The organism is Luethyella okanaganae, assembly GCF_042660285.1.
GTDB lineage: Bacteria > Actinomycetota > Actinomycetes > Actinomycetales > Microbacteriaceae > Luethyella > Luethyella okanaganae.
The window spans coordinates 1,489,049-1,509,127 of the sequence record NZ_JBHSTP010000001.1; the positions used below are offsets into that span (position 1 = coordinate 1,489,049).

Annotated in this window: 18 protein-coding genes; 3 read left to right on the forward strand and 15 right to left on the reverse strand. The window is 65.8% G+C overall.

Going from position 1 to position 20,079, the window contains the following annotated elements:
• Window positions 1–5 precede the first annotated feature (5 nt).
• From ACFQB0_RS07035 to ACFQB0_RS07045, 3 genes are all read right to left on the reverse strand, one after another.
• Window positions 6–1,379, reverse strand: coding sequence for a class II 3-deoxy-7-phosphoheptulonate synthase (locus tag ACFQB0_RS07035; RefSeq protein ID WP_386729261.1), 1,374 nt, complete (start codon window positions 1,377–1,379; stop codon window positions 6–8).
• A gap of 90 nt (window positions 1,380–1,469) precedes the next feature.
• Window positions 1,470–2,159, reverse strand: coding sequence for a lysophospholipid acyltransferase family protein (locus ACFQB0_RS07040; protein WP_386729263.1), 690 nt, complete (start codon window positions 2,157–2,159; stop codon window positions 1,470–1,472).
• A gap of 67 nt (window positions 2,160–2,226) precedes the next feature.
• Complete coding sequence (locus ACFQB0_RS07045; RefSeq protein ID WP_386729266.1) at window positions 2,227–3,174, reverse strand: ROK family glucokinase; 948 nt, start codon at window positions 3,172–3,174, stop codon at window positions 2,227–2,229.
• 175 nt (window positions 3,175–3,349) lie between these two features.
• Here ACFQB0_RS07045 and ACFQB0_RS07050 point away from each other — a divergent pair, with 175 nt between their 5' ends.
• Entirely contained in the window at window positions 3,350–5,179 is a 1,830-nt protein-coding gene (locus tag ACFQB0_RS07050; protein ID WP_386729269.1) for an AMP-dependent synthetase/ligase, read from the forward strand.
• Between the two features lie 176 nt (window positions 5,180–5,355).
• Here ACFQB0_RS07050 and def read toward each other — a convergent pair whose 3' ends face one another.
• From def to ACFQB0_RS07065, 3 genes are read right to left on the reverse strand one after another with little or no spacing between them, the layout of a single operon-like run.
• Window positions 5,356–5,847, reverse strand: coding sequence for a peptide deformylase (gene def, locus ACFQB0_RS07055; protein ID WP_386729272.1), 492 nt, complete (start codon window positions 5,845–5,847; stop codon window positions 5,356–5,358).
• A 6-nt stretch (window positions 5,848–5,853) separates the two neighbouring features.
• On the reverse strand, window positions 5,854–7,263 hold the full coding sequence (locus ACFQB0_RS07060; RefSeq protein ID WP_386729274.1) for a MinD/ParA family ATP-binding protein: 1,410 nt from the start codon (window positions 7,261–7,263) through the stop codon (window positions 5,854–5,856).
• 29 nt (window positions 7,264–7,292) lie between these two features.
• Window positions 7,293–10,697, reverse strand: a complete 3,405-nt coding sequence (locus tag ACFQB0_RS07065; RefSeq protein ID WP_386729276.1) for a pyruvate carboxylase — start codon at window positions 10,695–10,697, stop codon at window positions 7,293–7,295.
• Between the two features lie 76 nt (window positions 10,698–10,773).
• On the opposite strand from ACFQB0_RS07065, the gene ACFQB0_RS07070 reads away from it, so the two are divergent.
• The gene (locus ACFQB0_RS07070) at window positions 10,774–11,589 is read left to right on the forward strand and encodes a ParA family protein (RefSeq protein WP_386729278.1); all 816 of its coding nucleotides are present in this window, start codon (window positions 10,774–10,776) and stop codon (window positions 11,587–11,589) included.
• A gap of 86 nt (window positions 11,590–11,675) precedes the next feature.
• On the opposite strand, the gene ACFQB0_RS07075 is transcribed toward ACFQB0_RS07070, so the two are convergent.
• The 6 genes from ACFQB0_RS07075 to ACFQB0_RS07100 all read right to left on the reverse strand — a co-directional run bounded on the left by ACFQB0_RS07075 (window position 11,676) and on the right by ACFQB0_RS07100 (window position 16,163).
• A complete protein-coding gene (locus ACFQB0_RS07075) occupies window positions 11,676–12,224 on the reverse strand; it encodes a MerR family transcriptional regulator (protein WP_386729281.1) in 549 nt (182 codons plus the stop codon).
• Window positions 12,225–12,360: 136 nt separating this feature from the next.
• Window positions 12,361–13,059 carry a transcriptional regulator FtsR gene (ftsR, locus tag ACFQB0_RS07080; protein WP_386729283.1) on the reverse strand — a complete coding sequence of 233 codons (699 nt, stop codon included), beginning with the start codon at window positions 13,057–13,059 and terminating at the stop codon, window positions 12,361–12,363.
• Complete coding sequence (locus ACFQB0_RS07085; RefSeq protein WP_386729286.1) at window positions 13,059–13,550, reverse strand: FHA domain-containing protein; 492 nt, start codon at window positions 13,548–13,550, stop codon at window positions 13,059–13,061. Before ACFQB0_RS07085 ends, ftsR begins: the two co-directional genes overlap by 1 nt.
• 11 nt (window positions 13,551–13,561) lie before the next feature.
• Window positions 13,562–14,182 (reverse strand): CDP-alcohol phosphatidyltransferase family protein, encoded by a 621-nt coding sequence (locus ACFQB0_RS07090; protein WP_386729288.1) that lies wholly within the window; start codon window positions 14,180–14,182, stop codon window positions 13,562–13,564.
• Window positions 14,183–14,265: 83 nt separating this feature from the next.
• On the reverse strand, window positions 14,266–15,645 hold the full coding sequence (locus tag ACFQB0_RS07095; RefSeq protein ID WP_386729291.1) for an aldo/keto reductase: 1,380 nt from the start codon (window positions 15,643–15,645) through the stop codon (window positions 14,266–14,268).
• Window positions 15,642–16,163, reverse strand: a complete 522-nt coding sequence (locus ACFQB0_RS07100) for a hypothetical protein (RefSeq protein WP_386729293.1) — start codon at window positions 16,161–16,163, stop codon at window positions 15,642–15,644. The genes ACFQB0_RS07095 and ACFQB0_RS07100 overlap by 4 nt, the downstream gene beginning before the upstream one ends.
• Window positions 16,164–16,249: 86 nt before the next feature.
• Here ACFQB0_RS07100 and ACFQB0_RS07105 point away from each other — a divergent pair, with 86 nt between their 5' ends.
• Window positions 16,250–16,621, forward strand: a complete 372-nt coding sequence (locus tag ACFQB0_RS07105; RefSeq protein WP_386729296.1) for an RNA-binding S4 domain-containing protein — start codon at window positions 16,250–16,252, stop codon at window positions 16,619–16,621.
• A gap of 132 nt (window positions 16,622–16,753) precedes the next feature.
• On the opposite strand, the gene ACFQB0_RS07110 is transcribed toward ACFQB0_RS07105, so the two are convergent.
• From ACFQB0_RS07110 to ACFQB0_RS07120, 3 genes are all read right to left on the reverse strand, one after another.
• A complete protein-coding gene (locus ACFQB0_RS07110) occupies window positions 16,754–18,208 on the reverse strand; it encodes a glyceraldehyde-3-phosphate dehydrogenase (RefSeq protein ID WP_386729299.1) in 1,455 nt (484 codons plus the stop codon).
• A gap of 136 nt (window positions 18,209–18,344) precedes the next feature.
• The gene (locus tag ACFQB0_RS07115) at window positions 18,345–19,382 is read right to left on the reverse strand and encodes an LLM class flavin-dependent oxidoreductase (RefSeq protein ID WP_386729303.1); all 1,038 of its coding nucleotides are present in this window, start codon (window positions 19,380–19,382) and stop codon (window positions 18,345–18,347) included.
• A gap of 108 nt (window positions 19,383–19,490) precedes the next feature.
• A complete protein-coding gene (locus tag ACFQB0_RS07120) occupies window positions 19,491–19,985 on the reverse strand; it encodes a glutathione peroxidase (protein ID WP_386729306.1) in 495 nt (164 codons plus the stop codon).
• Window positions 19,986–20,079 lie beyond the last annotated feature (94 nt).

Below are 20,079 nucleotides of genomic sequence, written 5' to 3' on the forward strand. Positions count from 1 at the left end.
CTGCGCTAGCGAGCGGCTGCGAGCTCCTCTGCGACGAGAAAGGCGAGTTCGAGCGACTGCATGTGGTTGAGGCGCGGATCGCACAACGACTCGTACCGGGTCGCGAGAGTTGCCTCGTCGATCTGCTCCGAACCGCCCAGGCACTCGGTGACATCGTCGCCGGTGAGCTCTACGTGGATGCCGCCTGGGTTCGTGCCGATAGCCCGGTGCGCCTCGAAGAAGCCCTTGACCTCATCGACGACGTCGTCGAAACGACGGGTCTTGTACCCGGTCGGGGTCGTCAGACCGTTGCCGTGCATAGGGTCAGCGACCCATACCGGGTTCGCGTCGCTCCCTTTGATCGCCTCGAGCAGCGGTGGAAGCACATCGCGGATCTTGTCTGCCCCCATCCGCGTGATGAACGTGAGCCGACCAGGCTCCCGGTCGGGGTCGAGCTTGTCGACGAGTTCGACCATGGCCTCTGGGGTCGTGCCCGGGCCGAGCTTCACCCCGATGGGGTTGCGCACCCGCGACAGGAAGTCGACGTGAGCGCCGTCGAGCTCGCGCGTGCGCTCGCCGATCCAGAGGAAGTGCGCCGAGGTGTTGTACGGCGTACCCGTGCGCGAATCGATGCGGGTCATCGGTCGCTCGTAGTCCATGAGCAGAGCTTCGTGGCCAGTGTAGAACTCGGTGCGCTTGAGCTCGTCGAAGTCGGCTCCGCAGGCGGCCATGAACCGGATGGCACGATCGATCTCCTTGGCGAGCTTCTCGTAGCGCTGGTTCGCCGGGTTGGCGGCGAACCCCTGGTTCCAGCTGTGCACCTGACGCAGGTCGGCGAAACCGCCCTGAGTGAACGCCCGGATGAGGTTCAGCGTCGAGGCCGCGGTGTGATAGCCCCTGATCAGCCTGGCCGGATCGGCCGCCCGGGATTCCGGCGTGAAATCGTAGCCGTTGACGACGTCACCGCGGTACGCTGGCAGGGTCACATCGCCGCGGGTCTCGCTGTCACTCGAACGCGGTTTCGCGAACTGACCGGCCATACGCCCCATCTTCACGACCGGCATGGACACGCCGTAGGTGAGGACGATGGCCATCTGCAGCACGGTCTTCACCCGGTCGCGGATCTGGTCGGCGGTCGCGCCGGCAAAGGTCTCGGCACAGTCGCCGCCCTGCAACAGGAACGCCTCACCACGGGCGGCGGAGGCCAGCCGGGTGCGGAGGATGTCGACCTCGCCTGCGAAGACGAGCGGAGGGAGCGTGGCCAGCTCCGCGGATGCGGCGGCGACCGCGTCCGTGTCGGGCCAGTTCGGCTGCTGCTTGATGGGAAGGGTACGCCAATGGTCCAGACCGGCAATCACAGACTCTTCTGCCAATACGACCGGTTCGGTGTGGTCTGCCACGGGACTATTCCTGTTTTCTCGTGAACGGCGCCGGGTGCGGCACCGGAAGGGGGTGACTGCCGCAATGCTGACGGCCAAACGTGGAAAAGCCTATCGTGAAAGACCTGCCCGCTGCTCCTTGACGGAACTCGCATAGACGTCCACGTATTCCTGCCCGCTGAGTCTGTTCAGCTCGTACATGAGTTCGTCGGTCACGGAACGCAACACGAAGCGATCGCCCTCCATGCCGTCGAAGCGGCTGAAGTCGAGGGGCTCTCCGATGATGATCCCGATTCGACGCACCTTCGGAATGCGCACACCGATAGGCATGACCTTCTCGGTGTCGATCATCGCGACGGGAACGATGGGTACACCGGCCTCGAGCACCATCCGTGCGACACCGGTGCGGCCCCGGTACATCTTGGCATCGGGGCTGCGGGTTCCCTCAGGATAGATGCCGAGCAGTTCGCCGCGGCCGAGCACGCCGAGTCCGGTATTGAGCGATGCCTCCGAGGCCTTGCCGCCGGAGCGATCGATAGGGAGCTGCCCCGTCGCCGTGAAGAAGACCTTCGTCACCCACCCCTTGAGCCCCTTGCCGGTGAAGTACTCGCTCTTGGCGAGGAAGGCCATACGGCGCTCGACGACGAGAGGCAGAAAGATCGAGTCGATGAAGGAGAGGTGGTTGCTGGCGAGGATCGCCGCGCCGTTCTTGGGAACGTTCTCGAGACCGACTACCCAGGGCCGGAAGATCGCGAGCAGGATCGGCCCGACGACGATGTTTTTCATCAGCCAGTAGAACATCAGCGTCTCCTCGTCGATCTCGAATCAGGATACCGCGCGGTCGTAGAACCGGTGGTGACCGTCGGTATCAGCCCTGACCGGCCCTCAGTCTGGCCAGGTCGGCCGCACCGACGACGCCCGCGTCGTTGACGAGTTCGGCGACGAGGAAGTCGGGTTCCGGGTGGTACCCACGCGCGGGCAGATGGTCGAGGAAGGAGGATCGGATCGGGTCGAGCAGCAGATCGCCGGCGACGGACACTCCCCCGCCGAACACGAAGACCTGCGGATCGAGCACGGCCGAGAAGCTCGCGCAGGCTTGTCCGAGCCAGTGGCCGAGCTGACGGAGCGCGGCGAGAGCGCCGCCGTCGCCCGCATCGATGAGCACGGCGACATCCTTGCCGCTCAGTCTGCCGTTGCGTCGCCGGACGTCGGCGAGTGTCTGACCGATGCCACCGGCGTCGGCGAGTTCGTTGGCCATACGCAGAAGCGCCCGACCGGATCCGTACTGCTCGATACAGCCACGGGCACCGCACCCGCAAGACAGCCCGTCGGGGACGATACGCACGTGCCCGAGCTCTGCGCCGGCGCCGAAGCCGCCCCGGAAGAGCCGGTCGCTCGCGACAATGGCCCCGCCGACCCCTGTGCCGATCGTGAGAGTGACCATGTCGCTGTAGAGCCGACCGGCGCCGTAGCGGAACTCCGCCCAGCCGGCCGCGTTCGCATCGTTCTCGACGACGACGGGAAGCTCGAGGCGGGCCTCGAGCTTCACCCGGAATGGCTCGTTGCGCCAGTTGATGTTGGGCGCGTAATAGACGGTGGACTGAGCGGCGTCGATGAAGCCGGCGGCGGCGACGCCTGCCGCGACGACGTCCTCGCCGTCCGAGAGGCTCCGGATCATGCCGACGACCGCGTCCTCGATGAGCACGGAATCGCCGGCCGGCGTGGGAACACGTTCCGACCGCACGATCGTTCCGTACTCATCCACGAGGGCTCCGGCGATCTTGGTACCGCCAATGTCGATTCCGATCGCGTGCACGTGCCGTGACCTTTCGTGGGGTGGAGGGAAGGCATGCGGGCCGATGGACCAAGGGCTCCGCACACCATTTAGAGTGTAGTAAACCAGTTTCGCCGGCGACGACCCGTTCTCCGATCGCCCAATACGCTGCGATCAGAGCAAAGAACCAGTCTTCACCGGTACCAAAGGAGTTGCCGTGCCAGAGTTCGCCACACCTGTTGTCGTCCCAGCCGATCCCGAGGCAAACTGCACCGAGCTGTTGATCGACCGCCTCACAACGACGCCCGATTCCGTGCTCTTCTCCCTGCCGAAGGACGGCGGATGGCTGCCAGTCACGACCGCGGAGTTCCATGCTCAGGTCGTCGCTCTCGCGAAAGGCCTCGTCGCCTCCGGCATCCAGCCCGGCGACAAGATCGGGCTCATGTGCAAGACGCGCTACGAGTGGACTCTCGTCGACTTCGCCGTCTGGTTCGCCGGTGCCGTGCTCGTTCCCGTGTACGAGACGAGTTCTCCGAGCCAGGTCCGCTGGAACCTGAGCGATTCCGGGGCGATCGCGGTGATCCTGGAGACACCCGACCACTTCGCCCGCTTCGACGAGGTCCACCCGGACCTCCCCGCGATCGGTCCCGTCTGGCAGGTGGACCTCGGAGACCTCGACAAGCTCTCCGCCGCCGGCGTCGAGGTTCCCGACGAAGAGATCGAACGCCGCCGCAACCTCGCCGTCGGCAGCGATATCGCGACCCTCATCTACACCTCTGGCTCGACCGGCAAGCCGAAGGGATGTGTGCTCACCCACTCGAACTTCGTCGAGCTCTCGCGCAATTCCGCCGTCGCGCTCAAAGAGGTCCTCAACGACGAGAACGGCGCTTCGACGCTGCTCTTCATCACGACCGCGCATGTCTTCGCCCGCTTCATCACGGTCCTGTGCGTCCACGCGGGAGTGCGCGTCGGTCACCAGCCGGACACCAAGCAGCTCCTGCCTTCGATGGCGAGCTTCAAGCCGACCTTCCTGCTCGCCGTACCCCGGGTCTTCGAGAAGGTCTACAACGTCTCGGAGCAGAAGGCCGAGGCCGGCGGCAAGGGCAAGATCTTCCGGGCTGCGGCAGACGTCGCCGTCGAGCATTCCAAGGCCGTCGAGGCAGGCAAGGTCCCGTTCGGGCTCGCCCTCAGATTCAAGCTCTTCGACAAGCTCGTCTACGGAAAGCTGCGAGCCGCCTTGGGCGGCAATGTCAAATACGCCGTCTCGGGCTCTGCGCCGCTGGGCTCCCGGCTCGGCCACTTCTATCACTCGCTCGGCATCGTGATCCTCGAGGGCTACGGACTCACAGAGACCACCGCGCCGGTGTCCGTCAACCTCGCCAACAAGTCGAAGATCGGAACCGTCGGCCCCGCCCTGCCCGGCAACGCCATCCGGATCGCCGACGACGGCGAGATCGAGGTCAAAGGCATCTGCGTCTTCGAGGAGTACTGGAAGAATCCCGAGGCGACGGCCGAGGCCTTCCGCGACGGATGGTTCAAGACGGGCGACATCGGCTCGTTCGATTCGGACGGCTTCCTCACGATCACGGGTCGCAAGAAGGAGATCATCGTCACGGCCGGCGGTAAGAACGTCGCGCCGGCTGCACTCGAGGATCCGATCCGTGCCAACCCGCTCGTCGGCCAGGTCATCGTGGTCGGCGATCAGAGGCCGTTCATCTCGGCTCTCGTGACCCTCGACCCTGAGATGCTCCCGGTGTGGCTGAACAACAACGGCGAGGATGCCGCCATGACTCTCGAGGAGGCCTGCGTCAACCCGCACGTGCTCGCTGAGGTGCAGCGCGCGGTCGATGCGGCAAACGAGATGGTCTCGCGCGCCGAGTCCATCCGCAAGTTCCGTGTGCTCGCGACGGAGCTTACAGAGGCGAGCGGTCACCTCACCCCCAAGCTCAGCATCAAACGCAACGTCATCCTCCAGGATTTCGCCGATGTCATCGAGGAGATGTACTCGGGCGCCGCGGCGACCGAGGGACACAGCATCTCGGCGTAGCGGATCCCCTCCGCCCGCCCCGTTACGGTGAGTCGACAGGCTCGATCAACGGTGAGCGAGCCCAATCGGCTGCGGGCAGACTCTCCCTGTGGCGGGCAGATCGCCCCGCAACAGGCAGTCCACCCAACGACAGCCGAAGCTCGATCGACGGCCGACAGCCGTCGAGTCGCGATCCGCTAGAACCAGTCCGACTCGCGGAGCTCCTTCATCGCCGCGCGACGACTCTCCTTGTCGAGCCGGTCGAGGTAGAGCAGGCCGTCGAGATGGTCGGTCTCGTGCTGAAGCGCCTGCGCCATGAGCCCATGGCCCGAGAGCTCGATGAGCTTGCCGTCGAGATCGATGCCGGTGACACGTGCGAAGGGATGGCGCATCGTCGGATACCAGAGGCCAGGTACCGACAGGCAGCCTTCGCCGACGAGTTCCGGCTCACCGGAGAGCTCGACGATCACGGGATTGATGATGTAGCCGATCTCGCCATCGACGTTGTAGCTGAATGCCCGCAGATTCACGCCGATCTGCGACGCTGCGACGCCGGCCCTGCCCGGCGGCTTGACACTGTCGATCAGATCCTGAACAAGACCTCGCACATGCTCGTCGATCGTTCCGATCGGCTCGGAGACGGTCTTGAGGACGGGATCGCCGAAGACCCGGATGACGCGTTCCGTCATGCCCTGCTACACCCCGCGCTCGGCCGGGAGTCCCTCGACGACGAGTGCGGCGAGTATGCGTGCCGAGTGCCGGGTGAGCGGCTTGAGGTCCTTGTAGTGCACGACCGATCCCGCGGCAAGCTGCGGGTCGTACGGGATCCGCACGATCTCACGCACGCGCGACTGGAAGTGCGACTCGATCTCCTCGAGCTTCACGAGGTTGGTGCCCTGGGTCGCTGTGTTCAGTGCCACGACGGCGTTGCGCACGAGATCGCCGTAACCGTTCGCCTCGAGCCACGTGAGGGTCTCAGAGGCGAGCCGCGCCTCGTCGACACTGCCGCCGGAGACGATCACGATCGAATCGGCGCGCTGCAGGGTCGCACGCATGACCGAGTGCACGATTCCCGTTCCGCAATCCGTGAGCACGATCGAGTAGAAGCGTGCGGCCAAATCGGCCACGACGTTGTAGTCGTCTTCGTCGAACGCCTCCGAGAGCATCGGGTCGGTGTCTGAGGCGAGAATGTCGAGGCGTGTCTCGTCGCGCGAGACGAGCGCGGAGAAGTCGGTGAAGCCGCCGATCGAGTGCGCTTTGGTCACGACGTCGCGCACGGTGGCTCGCGTCTGCTTGTTGACGCGCTCCGAGAGCGTCCCTCGGTCGGGGTTCGCGTCTACCGCGATGATGCGATCCTCGCGCGCGTCGGCGAGGGCCATACCCAGGAGCGCCGTCACGGTCGTCTTACCGACCCCGCCCTTGCGAGTGAGCACGGGAACGAAGCGGGTTCCACCCTGGAACTGCTTCTGGATGCGGGCATCCATCTCCTTCTCGGCACGCACCTTGGCGGAGTCACCCAGGTTCACGCCGTGGAAGGTCACGGTGTAGACGAAACGGCTCCAACCGCCGTGCGGAGCCGGACGGGTCTTGCGATTGACCTCGAGCAGTCGGTCGGCGGTGAGCATCGCCGCCGCCTCGGGGGCATTCGAACGGAGCAGTCGATCGGTGTGCTCCTCGAAGACGGGAGCGTGCGCGACCTCGAGGTTCTCGGAGCGCAGGCGCTCCCGACGGGATTGCTGCGCGGCGGCATCCGCCCCGAGAAGCGCGTCATAGGGCGAACCCGATGCCACGGTGAGCGGGGAGTGCTCACTCGTGCGGCGCACCGACGGAGTGATGACCTCGATCGACGTCGTCGAGGGCTCCGCGGTCTCGACGAGCCCCGGGTTGACGGCGATATCGTCGATGGCGACCGCGATCTCGTCCGCGGGAATCTCCCGACGGGGAGCCGGTGGCAGGTCGACCTGGATGCTCAAGCTTTCAGGAAGCGTCGACGCGAGGCTGCCGTTCGTGCGCGGCGGAAGCTCGCCATGGTACTCGTCTGCGGCGCCGGGGTCGCGTGCAAGAAGCTGCGAGCCGTCGTCGTCGTGCGTGTCTGGCACGGTCATGTTCATCCCCTCGGAATCAGCGACCAAGCTTAGCGTGGGCGGACCACTACGAGCAGATCGCCCGCGTCGACTTGCTGTGTCTTGGGGATGGCGAGACGCTCTACGACACCGGAGACCGGCGAGGTGATGGCCGCCTCCATCTTCATGGCCTCGATCGACGCCACGGATTGCCCGGCACCCACCTCGGCACCGACCTCGAGATGCAGGGTCACGACACCCGAGAACGGCGCGGCGATCTGGCCGGGCTGCGAGGCGTCCGCCTTCTCCGCGGCCTTCGACTCGACGGCGATGCTGCGATCCCGCACGAAGACGGGGCGAAGCTGACCGTTGAGGATCGTCATGACGGTGCGCATGCCCTTGTCGTCCGCCTCGCCGATCGCCTCGAGCCCGGCGTACAAGCGCACGCCCTTGCCGATCTCGACGACGTGCTCGCTGCCGGGTTTGAGCCCGTAGAGGTAGTCGACGGTGTCGACGGTCGACAGGTCTCCGAAGAGCTCCCGGATCTGCTCGAACTGGCGCGTCGGTGCCGGGAAGAGCAAGCGGTTGAGAGTGGCGCGACGACTGGCGCTGTCGGCCTCCAGCGCGTCGCGCTCCTCCACGGTCAGCTCGGTCACGCCGATGCGCACCGTCTTGCCCGCGAGGACCTTGGTGCGAAACGGCTCCGGCCAGCCGCCGGGCAGCTCGCCGAGTTCGCCGGCCATGAATCCGACCACCGAATCGGGTATGTCGTACTTCTCGGGATTCGCGGCGAAGTCGATCGGGTCGGCGTGAACGGCCGCGAGGTGCAGCGCCAGGTCGCCGACGACTTTCGACGACGGGGTCACCTTGGGCACACGCCCGAGGATCTTGTTCGCGGCGGCGTACATGTCTTCGACGAGCTCGAAGTCGTTCGCCAGACCGAGGGCGATCGCCTGCTGACGCAGGTTCGACAGCTGACCGCCGGGGATCTCGTGCGTGTAGACGCGTCCGGTCGGACCGGCGAGACCGGACTCGAAGGGGCGGTAGACCTGACGCACGGCCTCCCAGTACGGTTCGAGGTCCGAGATCGCGGAGAGCGAGATGCCGGTGTCGCGTTCGGTGTGCGCGAGAGCGGCGACGAGGGAGGATGCGGACGGCTGGCTCGTCGTTCCGGCCATCGGGGCGCTGGCGACGTCGACCGCATCGGCGCCGGCTCGGGCGGCGGCGAGCAGAGTCGCGAGCTGACCGCCGGGTGTGTCGTGCGTGTGCACGTGCACCGGGAGGTCGAAGCGTTCACGGAACGCACCGACGAGCTTCTCCGCCGCGCTCGGGCGCAACAGACCCGCCATGTCCTTGATGGCGAGCACGTGTGCACCGGATTCGACGATCTGTTCCGCGAGACGCAGGTAGTAGTCGAGGGTATAGAGATCCTCGGCCGGATCGAGCAGGTCGCCGGTGTAGCAGACGGCGACCTCGGCGATGGCGTGACCGGTCGCGAGCACCGATTCGATCGCCGGGCGCATCTGGGAGACGTCGTTGAGGGCATCGAAGATGCGGAAGATGTCGACACCCGTGGCGGCGGCCTCGCGCACGAAGGCATCCGTCACCTCGGAGGGGTACGGGGTGTAGCCGACCGTGTTGCGCCCGCGGAGCAGCATCTGGAGGTTGATGTTGGGCAGTGCCTCACGCAGAGACGCCAAACGCTCCCACGGGTCCTCGCCGAGGAAGCGGAGGGCCACGTCGTAGGTCGCGCCTCCCCACGCCTCGACCGAGAGTAGTTCCGGCGTCAACCGGGCGACGTAGGGGGCGACGGCGACGAGGTCACGAGTGCGCACTCGCGTCGCGAGCAGCGACTGGTGGGCGTCGCGGAAGGTCGTGTCCGTCACCGCGAGCGCGGTCTGGGCGCGCAGTGCCGCCGCGAATCCGGTCGGGCCAAGCTCGAGAAGCCGCTGCCGAGAGCCGGACGGCGCCGGCTGGGAGAGGTTGACCACCGGGAGTTTGTCGACGGGGTTGACCGTGGTGATCGGCTGACCGTTCGGCTGGTTGACGGTGACGTCGGCCAGCCAGTTGAGGATCTTGGTTCCGCGGTCCTTGGAGACCCGTCCGCGCAGCAACTCGGGTCGCTCATCGATGAAGGAGGTGCTCAGGTCACCCGCTACGAAAGCGGGATCTTCCAGCACGGCCTGCAGGAACGGGATGTTGGTGGAGACGCCACGGATGCGGAACTCGGCAAGGGCTCGCTTCGAACGCGCGACGGCTGTCGCATAGTCGCGACCACGACACGTGAGCTTGGTGAGCATCGAGTCGAAGTGCGGGCTGATCTGCGCACCCGGGTTGATGGTTCCGCCGTCGAGACGGATCCCCGCCCCGCCCGGTGAGCGATAGGTGGTGATCTTGCCGGTGTCCGGCCGGAAACCCGCCGTCGGGTCCTCGGTGGTGATGCGACACTGCAGGGCGGCACCACGCAGTCTGATGTTGTCTTGGCTGAGCCCGAGGTCGCCGAGGCTCTCCCCCGCTGCGATGCGGATCTGCGCCTGCACGAGATCGACATCCGTCACCTCCTCCGTGACGGTGTGTTCGACCTGGATGCGCGGGTTCATCTCGATGAAGAAGTGCTGGCCGGCGCGCTCCCCCGCCGTGTCGAGCAGGAACTCGACGGTTCCCGCGTTGACATAGCCGATCGACCGCGCGAACGCGACGGCGTCGGCGTAGAGGCGTTCGCGGATCTCGTCGCTCAGGTTCGGAGCGGGGGCGATCTCGATGACCTTCTGATGACGACGCTGCACCGAGCAGTCGCGTTCGAACAGGTGGACGGTGCCGCCATCGGCATCGGCGAGGATCTGCACCTCGATGTGGCGCGGACGCAGCACGGCTTGCTCGAGGAACATGGTCGGATCGCCGAAAGCGCTGTCGGCCTCGCGCATGGCCTCCTCGAGCGAGGCGCGGAGCTCGCCCTTGCTGGCGACGCGGCGCATGCCACGACCGCCACCGCCCGCGACGGCCTTGGCGAAGATGGGGAATCCGATCTCATCGGCTTGGGAGACGAGGAGGTCGACGTCGCACGAGGGCGGCGTCGACTTGAGCACGGGAACCCCCGCCGCGATCGCGTGCTCCTTGGCGGTGACCTTATTGCCGGCCATCTCGAGCACTTCCTTGGGCGGGCCGATAAAGGCGATGCCGGCTGCTCGGGCCGCCTCAGCGAGCTCAGGATTCTCAGAGAGGAAGCCGTAGCCGGGATAGATGGCGTCCGCGCCGCTGTCGAGAGCGACGCGGATGATCTCCTTGACATCGAGATAGGCCCGGACGGGATGCCCTGGCTCTCCGATCTGATAGGCCTCGTCTGCTTTCAAGCGATGCAGGGAATTGCGATCCTCGTGGGGGAAGACCGCAACCGTCTTAGCCCCGACCTCGACGGCGGCGCGAAACGCCCGAATAGCGATCTCACCGCGATTGGCGACAAGGATCTTCTTGAACATGCAGACCTTTCGAGCGCGAGCGGCGTACAGCTAACGGTTAGGTTCTCTAAGACTAGTAAAGGTAACGTATCTACTTGTGCACGTTCTCTCCGTCAGCTCCCTGAAGGGAGGCGTCGGCAAGACCACGGTGACTCTCGGTCTTGCATCGGCGTCTTTCGCGCGCGGCATCCGCACTCTCGTGGTGGATCTCGATCCGCAGTCAGACGTCTCGACGGGCATGGACATCACAGTTGCCGGACACCTCAACGTCGCCGACGTCCTCGCCTCTCCCAAGGAGAAGATCGTGCGTTCCGCGATCGCCCCGAGCGGGTGGACCAGGGGCAGGCCGGGCAGCACCATCGATGTCATGATCGGCAGCCCGTCCGCGATCAACTTCGACGGACCGCACCCCAGCATCCGCGACATCTGGAAGCTCGAAGAAGCGCTCGCGAATGTTGAGAAAGATTACGAACTCGTCCTCATCGACTGCGCTCCATCGCTCAACGCGCTTACTCGCACCGCATGGGCGGCGAGCGACAGGGTGACCGTCGTCACCGAGCCCGGCCTGTTCTCCGTAGCGGCGGCCGACCGGGCTCTCCGGGCGATCGAGGAGATCCGTCGCGGCCTCTCGCCGCGACTCCAGCCACTCGGCATCATCGTCAATCGGGCCCGTGTTCAGTCGCTCGAACACCAGTTCCGCATCAAGGAACTCCGTGACATGTTCGGTCCGCTCGTGCTCAGTCCGCAGCTCCCAGAACGCACCTCACTGCAGCAGGCGCAGGGAGCCGCACAGCCACTGCACATCTGGCCCGGCGACAGCGCTCAGGAGATGGCGCGCTACTTCGACCAACTACTCGACCGGGTGCTGCGGACCGCCCGCCTTGCCGAGTACGCCGAACAGCAGGCGCAGTAGGGGGAGGCCGCCTCGGGCGAGCCCGACCTGGCGAGAACCTTCGACCGGCGCGAACACAACGGATCGGGGACCCGCGAGGGAACGCCTCAGGAGATCTTACGGGTGGCGCGCCGAGCGGCGAGCTCGTCCATCGGGTCGACCGTCTGTGTGTCGAGTTCGACGAGGCTGGACTCGACCTCGCGCAGCACCTTGCCGACGGCGATGCCGAAGACCCCCTGGCCTCTGCTGACGAGGTCGATGACCTCATCATCGGACGTGCAGAGATAGACGCTCGCGCCGTCACTCATGAGCGTGGTCTGGGCGAGATCGTTGACACCCGCCTCACGAAGCTGGTTCACGGCTGTACGGATCTGTTGAAGAGAGATACCGGTGTCGAGAAGGCGCTTGACGAGCTTGAGCACGAGGATGTCGCGGAAGCCGTAGAGACGCTGCGAGCCGGACCCCGCCGCGCCACGCACGGTAGGCTCGACGAGCTCTGTGCGAGCCCAGTAGTCGAGCTGGCGATAGCTGATTCCAGCGGCTCGGGCCGCTACGGCGCCACGGTACCCTGACGAGTCGTCCATCTCGGGCAGACCGTCGGTGAAGAGCAGTCCGAGGTCGTAGCGGTCCCCATCGCTTCGAATGAGTTCACTCATGCGATCGCCTCTCAAAGATTGTGCGCGACGTTCGCACGTCGCTGACTCCACGGTACCGAGGCCCAGGCCGCCGGGCAATCACATCGGGTCGAACGGTCTGGCGTGTCGCGCCAACGGCAGGAGGGTTCATCTCCGACTACGGGGCGAGGCGCGTCAGCGCCGAACGGATCAGGCTTCCCCGCACCACCTCGAGTTGACCCGCGATCTCGAGGGCGAATTCCGCCGCCTTCGCCCGGCTCGAGGCGTCTTTGCGACGCGCGATCGGAACGAGCGCCGTCTCGATGAGTCCGAGCTCCCGCTCAGCGGCATTACGAAAGCCGCGCAGATGGCGTGGCTCGATGCCGCACCGCTGCAGTTCGGCGAGGGCCCGCAGCACGTTCACGGTGTCCTCGGTGTAGACCTCGGCCGGCAGAATGAGGGAGGCCGAGATGGCGTCGTTGAGGAGCATGGCCGACGCTCCGGCCTCACGCAAGAGCTCATCGCGGCCGAATCGCCGCGCGCTCGACAGCATCGACGGTCCAGGGGTCACCCCACCAGGCAAAACCGGCGTGAGTCCAGCATCCAACTCGTCGAGGTAACCGCGGATGATCTTGAGCGGAAGGTAGTGGTCCCTCTGCATCGACAGGATGAGGTGCAGCCTCTCCAGATCGGCCGCACAGAACTTGCGATACCCGGACTCCGTCCGCGCCGGTGAGACGAGTCCCTGCTCCTCGAGGAAGCGGAGCTTCGACGGCGTGAGTTCGGGGAATTCAGGTGTGAGACGCGCGAGAACCTGCCCGATGCTGAGAAGTGGCGCCGACCCCGGCACCCTTGCCCGGGCTGCAGAGCCGGACACTAGCTGCTCGCCAGCGGGGCGAGGTCGACCCTCGAAGCATAGAACGTCAAACGGAACTTGCCGACCTGCACCTCGGCTCCATCGCTGAGCAGCGCCGTCTCGATGCGCACGCCGTCGAAATACGTTCCATTGAGGGAACCCAGATCCTTCACCTCGAAAGCGGTGCCGTGCCGCAGGAACTCGGCATGCCGGCGTGAAACAGTCACGTCATCGAGGAAGATCTCAGCGTCAGGATGCCGACCGACCGTGGTCACATCGGTGTCGAGCAGGAACCTGGCCCCGGAATTCGGCCCGCGACGCACGACCAGCAGTGCCGAACCGGAAGGCAAGGCCGTGATCGCGTCCTGCTCCTCGACCGTCACATCGCTGTCGATGGCGGCCAACTGCGTCGCGTGCTCCTGGCTGAACGACAGCGTCGTGTCGGTGTTGCCGAGGTCGTCGCCAAGCGCAGGATTCTGACCGGTCGGGTCCTTCTGCTCGGAATCAGCCACCACATACCTCCCTATCGTTCCAGCGTATCGGATTGAGTGCCCGGTTCCAGTCGCGGAATCCGTATTACGCGCAAGGTCTCGATCGCATAGATGATGCCGGCCCACCAGTAGAGGAAGGCGCCCCAGAGAGCGATCGCCCATCCGATCGGTTCGCTGATCCACGCGATCGCGGGAAAGGCCAGTCCGAGCATGATGATGGGGAGGCCGAGGAAGAGCGCGAAGGTCGCGATCTTGCCCAGCTGATGAACGGGAAGAGGTCCGAAGCCATGGTTGGCGAGGATGACGCCGAGCACGAGCAACATGACATCCCGCGCCACGATGACCGCTACGATCCACCAGGGCACCAGCTCGCGCCAAGCCAGACCGATGAGAGCGGCGAAGATGTAGAGCCGATCGGCGGCGGGGTCGAGCAGTTGCCCGAGTCGACTCTCCTGCCTCAGAGCGCGGGCGAGATATCCGTCGAGGAAATCGGTGAGGCTCGAGACGATGAGCACAGCGAGTGCCCAGGCATCCTCGCCCTGCACGATGAGCATGAGGAACACGGGAACGAGCGCGAGACGCAGGAGACTGAGCAGGTTGGGAATCGTCCAGATGCGCGAACTCGCGCCGTCTCCGTCACGTTCCCCTGTCACAGAGCCGAGTCTAGCGAGACGCACGCGTGGCGTCGTCGCAGGGTCCACCGAACTTCAGGAGTCTCGGTGCGGAGTCGCGCACGCTAGTTCCACGAGAGCGCGGAACGTTCAGCCCAGTAGCTCTCGGAGCGTTCCCGCATCCGCGCGAGGAGGTCGTCCTGCGGCGTCGGCACGGTGGACAGGTTGCTCGCGAGCTGCGCGGCGGTGGTCGCTCCACTCAGCACGACATCCGCCCAGAGCTGATGACGCACGGCCGACAGTGCGATCGTGTCAGGACTCCGGCCCGACCGCTCTGCGGCTTCGGCAAGCTCCGGCAGCGACCCGTCGGCGAGGCCCCGCTCGGTCAGGCGTCCGTTTGCGACGCCCTCTTTGACCACCACCGTCCATCCCGAGGCATGTGCGGCCTTCAACGCCTCCCCCGCGGACTGCTCGAGCAGGTTCCAGGTCGTCTGAACCGCGCTGAACGGCGCCGCATCGCCCAGCGCGAGAACCTGTTCGAGCACGCGCGCCTGGCCGGGACCGCTCGTCGACAGCCCGACACGAACCCCGCTCGCAGCGAGCTCGGCGAGGCGTTCGAGCAGGGCTGCATCGTCGAGTGCTCCGCTCTCCTCGGTGAGGCTGTGCACGAGATAGATGTCCGGAGCGGTTCCGAGTGCCTCCAGGGTCTCCGGCCACTGCCGAGAGAAGGCCGCGAGCGAGTGGTTCTTGATCTCGTGAACAGTCGCGTCGCGCCGCCAGTCCGCGACGTACTCATAGCCCCACTTCGAGCCGATCGTGAGCTGCGCTCGACGTTCGGGATGCAGGGCGATCCACTCTCCGAGAAACCGCTCCGCCAAGCCGTAGGAACGAGCCGCATCGATGTAGCGGATGCCTCCGGCCCACGCCGCGTCGAGCATGCCATGAGTACGTCCTCTCAGTTCCACGACGCTCGCGCCGTCCACGAAATCGCCCCCGTGGCCGAGATTGATGTAGTCGGGACGTCCGAGCGCGGCCAGCCCGAGGCCGAACTCCCCGCCCAGACGTCGTCGCAGGATGGGCCAGCTCGCCGCGAAGCCGGGATGCAGCGGCAACGATTCGACCTCCGTGACGGGCACCCAGCGCAATTCGATGCTCTCGGGATCGCTGATCACCGGTTCGAACGGGAGCACCGTCTCGGCTACGACGGTCGTGTACGACCAGAAGCCGAGGTCGAGCGTCGAACTCGACCGCACGGCTATCCGGTCGACGGGGACCCCCGCCTCCTCATGAGCCTCGCGGACCGCTCCCTCGGTGGCGCTCTCCCCCGCATGACGCGCCCCGCCGGGAAGACCCCAGGTATCGCCGTGGTGGCTCCACACAGCGCGATGCTGCAGGAGCACGCCACGCCCCCGGTCGTGCACGAGCAGGCCAGCCGCTCCGAAACGTCCCCAATACTTGTCGCCGTCAGGGCCGAGGACCCAGGCGTCACCGCCGGCCCCGCTCATGTTCCGACCGCGGCTGTGTCGCGTCGTCCGTGCCCTTTCGGCGGCTTCGGGAATGCGGCGCGCATGTGCTCGGAGTCGAGAACGTCCGAGACTCCGATGAGGATGAGGCTGAAGACGATCTGCTCTGTCACCATCCAGAGGGGGTAGAGTCCTGGAATCGCGGCCATCACGAGCGTCACGACGGGAAAGATCTTGCTGAACAGGCGGAGACGGGAATAGGCCCAATAGAAGCCCCGCTGCGCACGCCACGCGAAGTAGAACAGGGTCGCCGTCATCGCAAGCACGACGAGGGCACGCATCCATGCGGCGAAGGGGACGACCGTTCCGCTCGCCGCAAGCACGATGGCTGCGACGACCGCGGCGACGCCCAGCACGATCTCGGCGGCGAGCAGCCAGGCGATCCAGACGAATGCACGCCGTGTGCTCGGATGCCATCGCATGTCCTCGGGGATGGTCCGCCCGGCCGCCCGGCCGCCAGCGATGCGGTCCAGTCTCACAAAGAGCGGTTCCAGGTTCATTCACGCCTCCGGGTTCAAGGCTAGTCGGCGTCGCCCGCCGTCTCGACGACGGTGCACGACCGGGCGCGAGAATCTAGAGTCGAAGCATGGATCCGGCAAGCACCGCACGCGTCGACAGCTGGCTGTGGGCCGTGCGTCTGTTCAAAACGCGCTCTCTCGCGACGGCGGCATGCCGCGCCGGTCATATACGCCTCAACGGAGATCGGGTCAAAGCCGCCCAGGCCGTGCGTGTCGGAGACGAGGTACGCGTGCGGATCTCGGGTATGGAACGCATCGTCGTGGTCAGCCGCATCGTCTCCAAACGAGTCGGAGCCGAGCTCGCCGCTGAGTGCCTCGTCGACAAGACTCCACCACCACCTCCCAGGACCGAGGCTCTGCTCTTGCCCCTGCGCGACCGCGGCACCGGCCGCCCCACGAAGCGCGATCGCCGCGAGATCGAACGCCTGCGCGGACGCTGAGCCCTTCTCCCCATCCCATTCCCCCCGCGAGTTCCCCGCGGGTTCCCCCGCGAGACTGCGTGAATCGTCGGTATGAGCCGCTATGCGGACGATTCACGCAGTCTCGCGCAACTGGCCTACGAGAGGCGGAGCCTAGGCCTCGACTCTGCTCGGAACCACGACAGGGTGGGTTCCGGCCATCACCTCGAGTACCCGAATGACCTGGCAGCTATAGCCGAACTCGTTGTCATACCAGACGTAGAGCACGAGGTTCCCGCCTCCGGCGATCGTCGCGAGCCCGTCGACGATGCCCGCGCGGTGCGATCCGACGAAATCGGTCGAGACCACCTCCGGCGAGTCGACGAAGTCGATCTGCTGGCGCAGACTCGAGTTGAGCGAGAGCTCGCGCAAGTAGGTATTGATCTCGTCCTTGCCGACGCTCTTCTCGAGGGTGAGGTTGAGGATCGCGAGCGAGACGTCGGGTGTCGGAACCCGGATCGCACTGCCGGTGAGTTTGCCTTCGAGCGCCGGAAGAGCCTTCGCCACCGCCTTCGCTGCGCCGGTCTCGGTGATCACCATGTTGAGAGCGGCGGAGCGGCCCCGCCGGTCGCCGGCGTGGAAGTTGTCGATGAGGTTCTGATCGTTCGTGAAGGAATGCACGGTCTCGACGTGGCCACGGACGATACCGTAGCCGTCGTTGATGGCCTTGAGCACGGGCGTGATGGCGTTCGTCGTGCACGATGCGGCCGAGAGGATGGTGTCGTCGGGCTCGATCGCATCGTGATTGATGCCATGGACGATGTTCTTGAGCGAGCCATTGCCCGGCGCGGTCAACAGCACACGCGAGACCCCTGGGCAAGCGAGATGCTGTGAGAGGCCGTGTTCATCGCGCCAGCGGCCTGTGTTGTCGACGACGATCGCGTTCCGGATCCCGTAGTCGGTGTAGTCGATCGACGAGGGGTCGTTCGAGTAGATCACCTGGATGAGGGTGCCGTTGGCGAGGATCGTATCGCTCTTCTCATCGACCGTGATCGTGCCGTCGAAGGAGCCGTGCACGGAGTCGCGACGTAGCAGACTCGCACGCTTGACGAGGTCGTTCGCGGATCCCCTGCGCACGACGATCGCACGCAGACGCAGACCCTCGCCGTGCCCGGCGTGAGCGATGAGGATGCGGGCGAGCAGCCGCCCGATGCGGCCGAAACCGTAGAGGACGACATCCGTGCCGGCTCCGTGCGGCGCTCCGTCCGCCCTCAGCACCGCGGAGAGCTCTGACCGTAGGAAGTCCTCGAGCTCTCGTCCTTCGCCTGCTTCACGGAAACGGGTGACGAGGCGCGCAAGATCGAGAGAGGCCGGGCCGGGCTTGATCACACGCAGCGCGTCGAGGACGCGTGCGGTGTCCTCGAGGAGAAGTTCCTCGTCGTTCACCTGACGGGCGAACTTGTGCGCCTTGAGGATTCCGATCGCCGACTGGTTGATGAGCCGCCGACCATGGATCGACGTCACGACGCCGTGCTCCCGATAGAGCGAACCGATGACGGGGATCATGTTCTCGGCGCGTTTCTCTCGTCCGATCCATTGCTGACGGTGGGCATCGAACTGCTGGTTCACTGACTTCCTTCACGAGTGGGTACGTTCGACTTTATTCGATGCCGCCGCTGCCGAACGCCGCCGAACGACAGGCAGGTGCCCGTGAGACGGTACGACATGGTGTCTTCCTCTCCGCGGTCGTGATGCCCTCTGCTCCTCAGCCGCCGAGAAGCTCGCGCACACGCGGCGCGACAACCGTTCCGTAGAGCTCGATGCTCGACAACAGTTGCTCGTGCGGCATCGCTCCGTTGCTGTACTTGAGGTCGAAACGATCCGCCCCGAGAGCGTTCACGGCGGCTGCGATCTTCCGAGCCACCGTCTCCGGAGCGCCGACGAAGAGGGCGCCGTCCGGGCCGGCTTCCTGCTCGTAGCGCTCACGGGTGATCGGCGGCCAGCCACGCTCGCGTCCGATCTTGGTCACCATCGCGGAATAATACGGCCAGAGCCCCTCGCGCGCCTGCTCGTCGGTCTCGGCGACATAGCCGGGCGAGTGCACGCCGACCGGTTGCCAGGCCTTGCCATACTGCTCGAGGGCACGGTGGTACAGCTCGACGAATGGGGCGAACCTGGCGGGGCTGCCGCCGATGATCGCGAGCATGAGCGGCAGGCCGTAGCCGGCCGCACGCACGACGGATTCCGGACTGCCGCCGACACCGATCCAGGTGCGCAGAGTGCCGGATTCGACGAGCGGGTACACCGATTGCGCGGTCAGCGACTCACGAGTGCGCCCCGTCCAGGTCACGGGCCGCTGTGTGAGCAGCTCTGCGAAAAGGCCAAGCTTCTCTTCGAAGAGCTCCTCGTACTGGTCGAGCCTGTACCCGAACAGTGGGAACGACTCAGTGAAGGAGCCCCGCCCGAGGATGACCTCCGCGCGGCCGTTCGATATGCCGTCGAGCGTGGCGAAACGCTGGTAGACCCGCACCGGGTCGTCGGAGCTCAGGACAGTCACAGCCGAACCCAGACGGATGCGCTCGGTCTTGCCCGCTATCGCTGCGAGCACGACCTCCGGCGCGGATACTGCGAAGTCTTCGCGGTGGTGCTCGCCTATCCCCATGAAATCGAGCCCGACCTTATCGGCAAGCACGCCCTGTTCCACCAGGTCGCGCAGCACGCGCGCCTGCGGCAGAGGCCGTCCATCGCCATCCTGGGTCACATCTCCGAAGGTGTCGATGCCGAGCTCTATCGTCCGCGCCATGGTCTTCTCCGCTCTCGAGTCATTTTCATGCATATGCATGGAACCGAGGCGACTGCTGGGCTATTCCACGGAACGTCTAGAGCGGCGCCTCGTCGGCGCGACGCGAGATCAGTCCGACCGCACCGGCAGCGCCGACTCGATCGCGCGCAGGATCTCAGGGGCGTCCGGTTCTGTCGTCGAGCGGAAGCGGCTGATGGTCGCGTCCGGGGCGATCACGAACTTCTCGAAGTTCCATCGGATGCGGCCGGCCTTGCCCGCCGCATCCGGAACCTTCGCGAGCTCTGCATAGAGTGGATGCCTCTTGCGCCCGTTCACCTTGATCTTGTCGAACAGCGGGAAGGTCACACCATAGTTCACCGAGCAGAACTCCTGGATCTTCTCGGCGTCGCCCGGCTCCTGCCCGGCGAACTGGTTGCATGGGAATCCGAGCACGGCGAGCCCACGGGGGCCGTACTGCTCCCGCAACGCCTCGAGCTTGGCGTACTGCGGGGTCAGCCCGCACTTCGAGGCGACATTGACGACGAGAACGACGCGGTCGGCGTACTCGGCGAGCGTTGTGGTCGCACCCTCGATCGTGGTCAGAGGGATCTCTCGGATGTTCACAATGGCAGAATACGCCCGCTCCCTTGGCACAACCCGGGAGTTCCGCGCTCGGGAGACGTCCACAAGCCCGTCGAAATCGAGGGTCCGGTTTCGG

Coding starts and splice junctions, on each gene's coding strand:
- ACFQB0_RS07040 (WP_386729263.1), bottom strand. CDS start 2,159: ATGTTCTACTGGCTGATGAAAAACATCGTCGTCGGGCCGATCCTGCTC.
- def (WP_386729272.1), bottom strand. CDS start 5,847: ATGACGGAACGCGTCATCCGGGTCTTCGGCGATCCCGTCCTCAAGACC.
- ACFQB0_RS07060 (WP_386729274.1), bottom strand. CDS start 7,263: ATGACCGTGCCAGACACGCACGACGACGACGGCTCGCAGCTTCTTGCA.
- ACFQB0_RS07065 (WP_386729276.1), bottom strand. CDS start 10,697: ATGTTCAAGAAGATCCTTGTCGCCAATCGCGGTGAGATCGCTATTCGG.
- ACFQB0_RS07075 (WP_386729281.1), bottom strand. CDS start 12,224: ATGAGTGAACTCATTCGAAGCGATGGGGACCGCTACGACCTCGGACTG.
- ACFQB0_RS07095 (WP_386729291.1), bottom strand. CDS start 15,645: ATGAGCGGGGCCGGCGGTGACGCCTGGGTCCTCGGCCCTGACGGCGAC.
- ACFQB0_RS07100 (WP_386729293.1), bottom strand. CDS start 16,163: ATGAACCTGGAACCGCTCTTTGTGAGACTGGACCGCATCGCTGGCGGC.
- ACFQB0_RS07105 (WP_386729296.1), top strand. CDS start 16,250: ATGGATCCGGCAAGCACCGCACGCGTCGACAGCTGGCTGTGGGCCGTG.
- ACFQB0_RS07115 (WP_386729303.1), bottom strand. CDS start 19,382: ATGGCGCGGACGATAGAGCTCGGCATCGACACCTTCGGAGATGTGACC.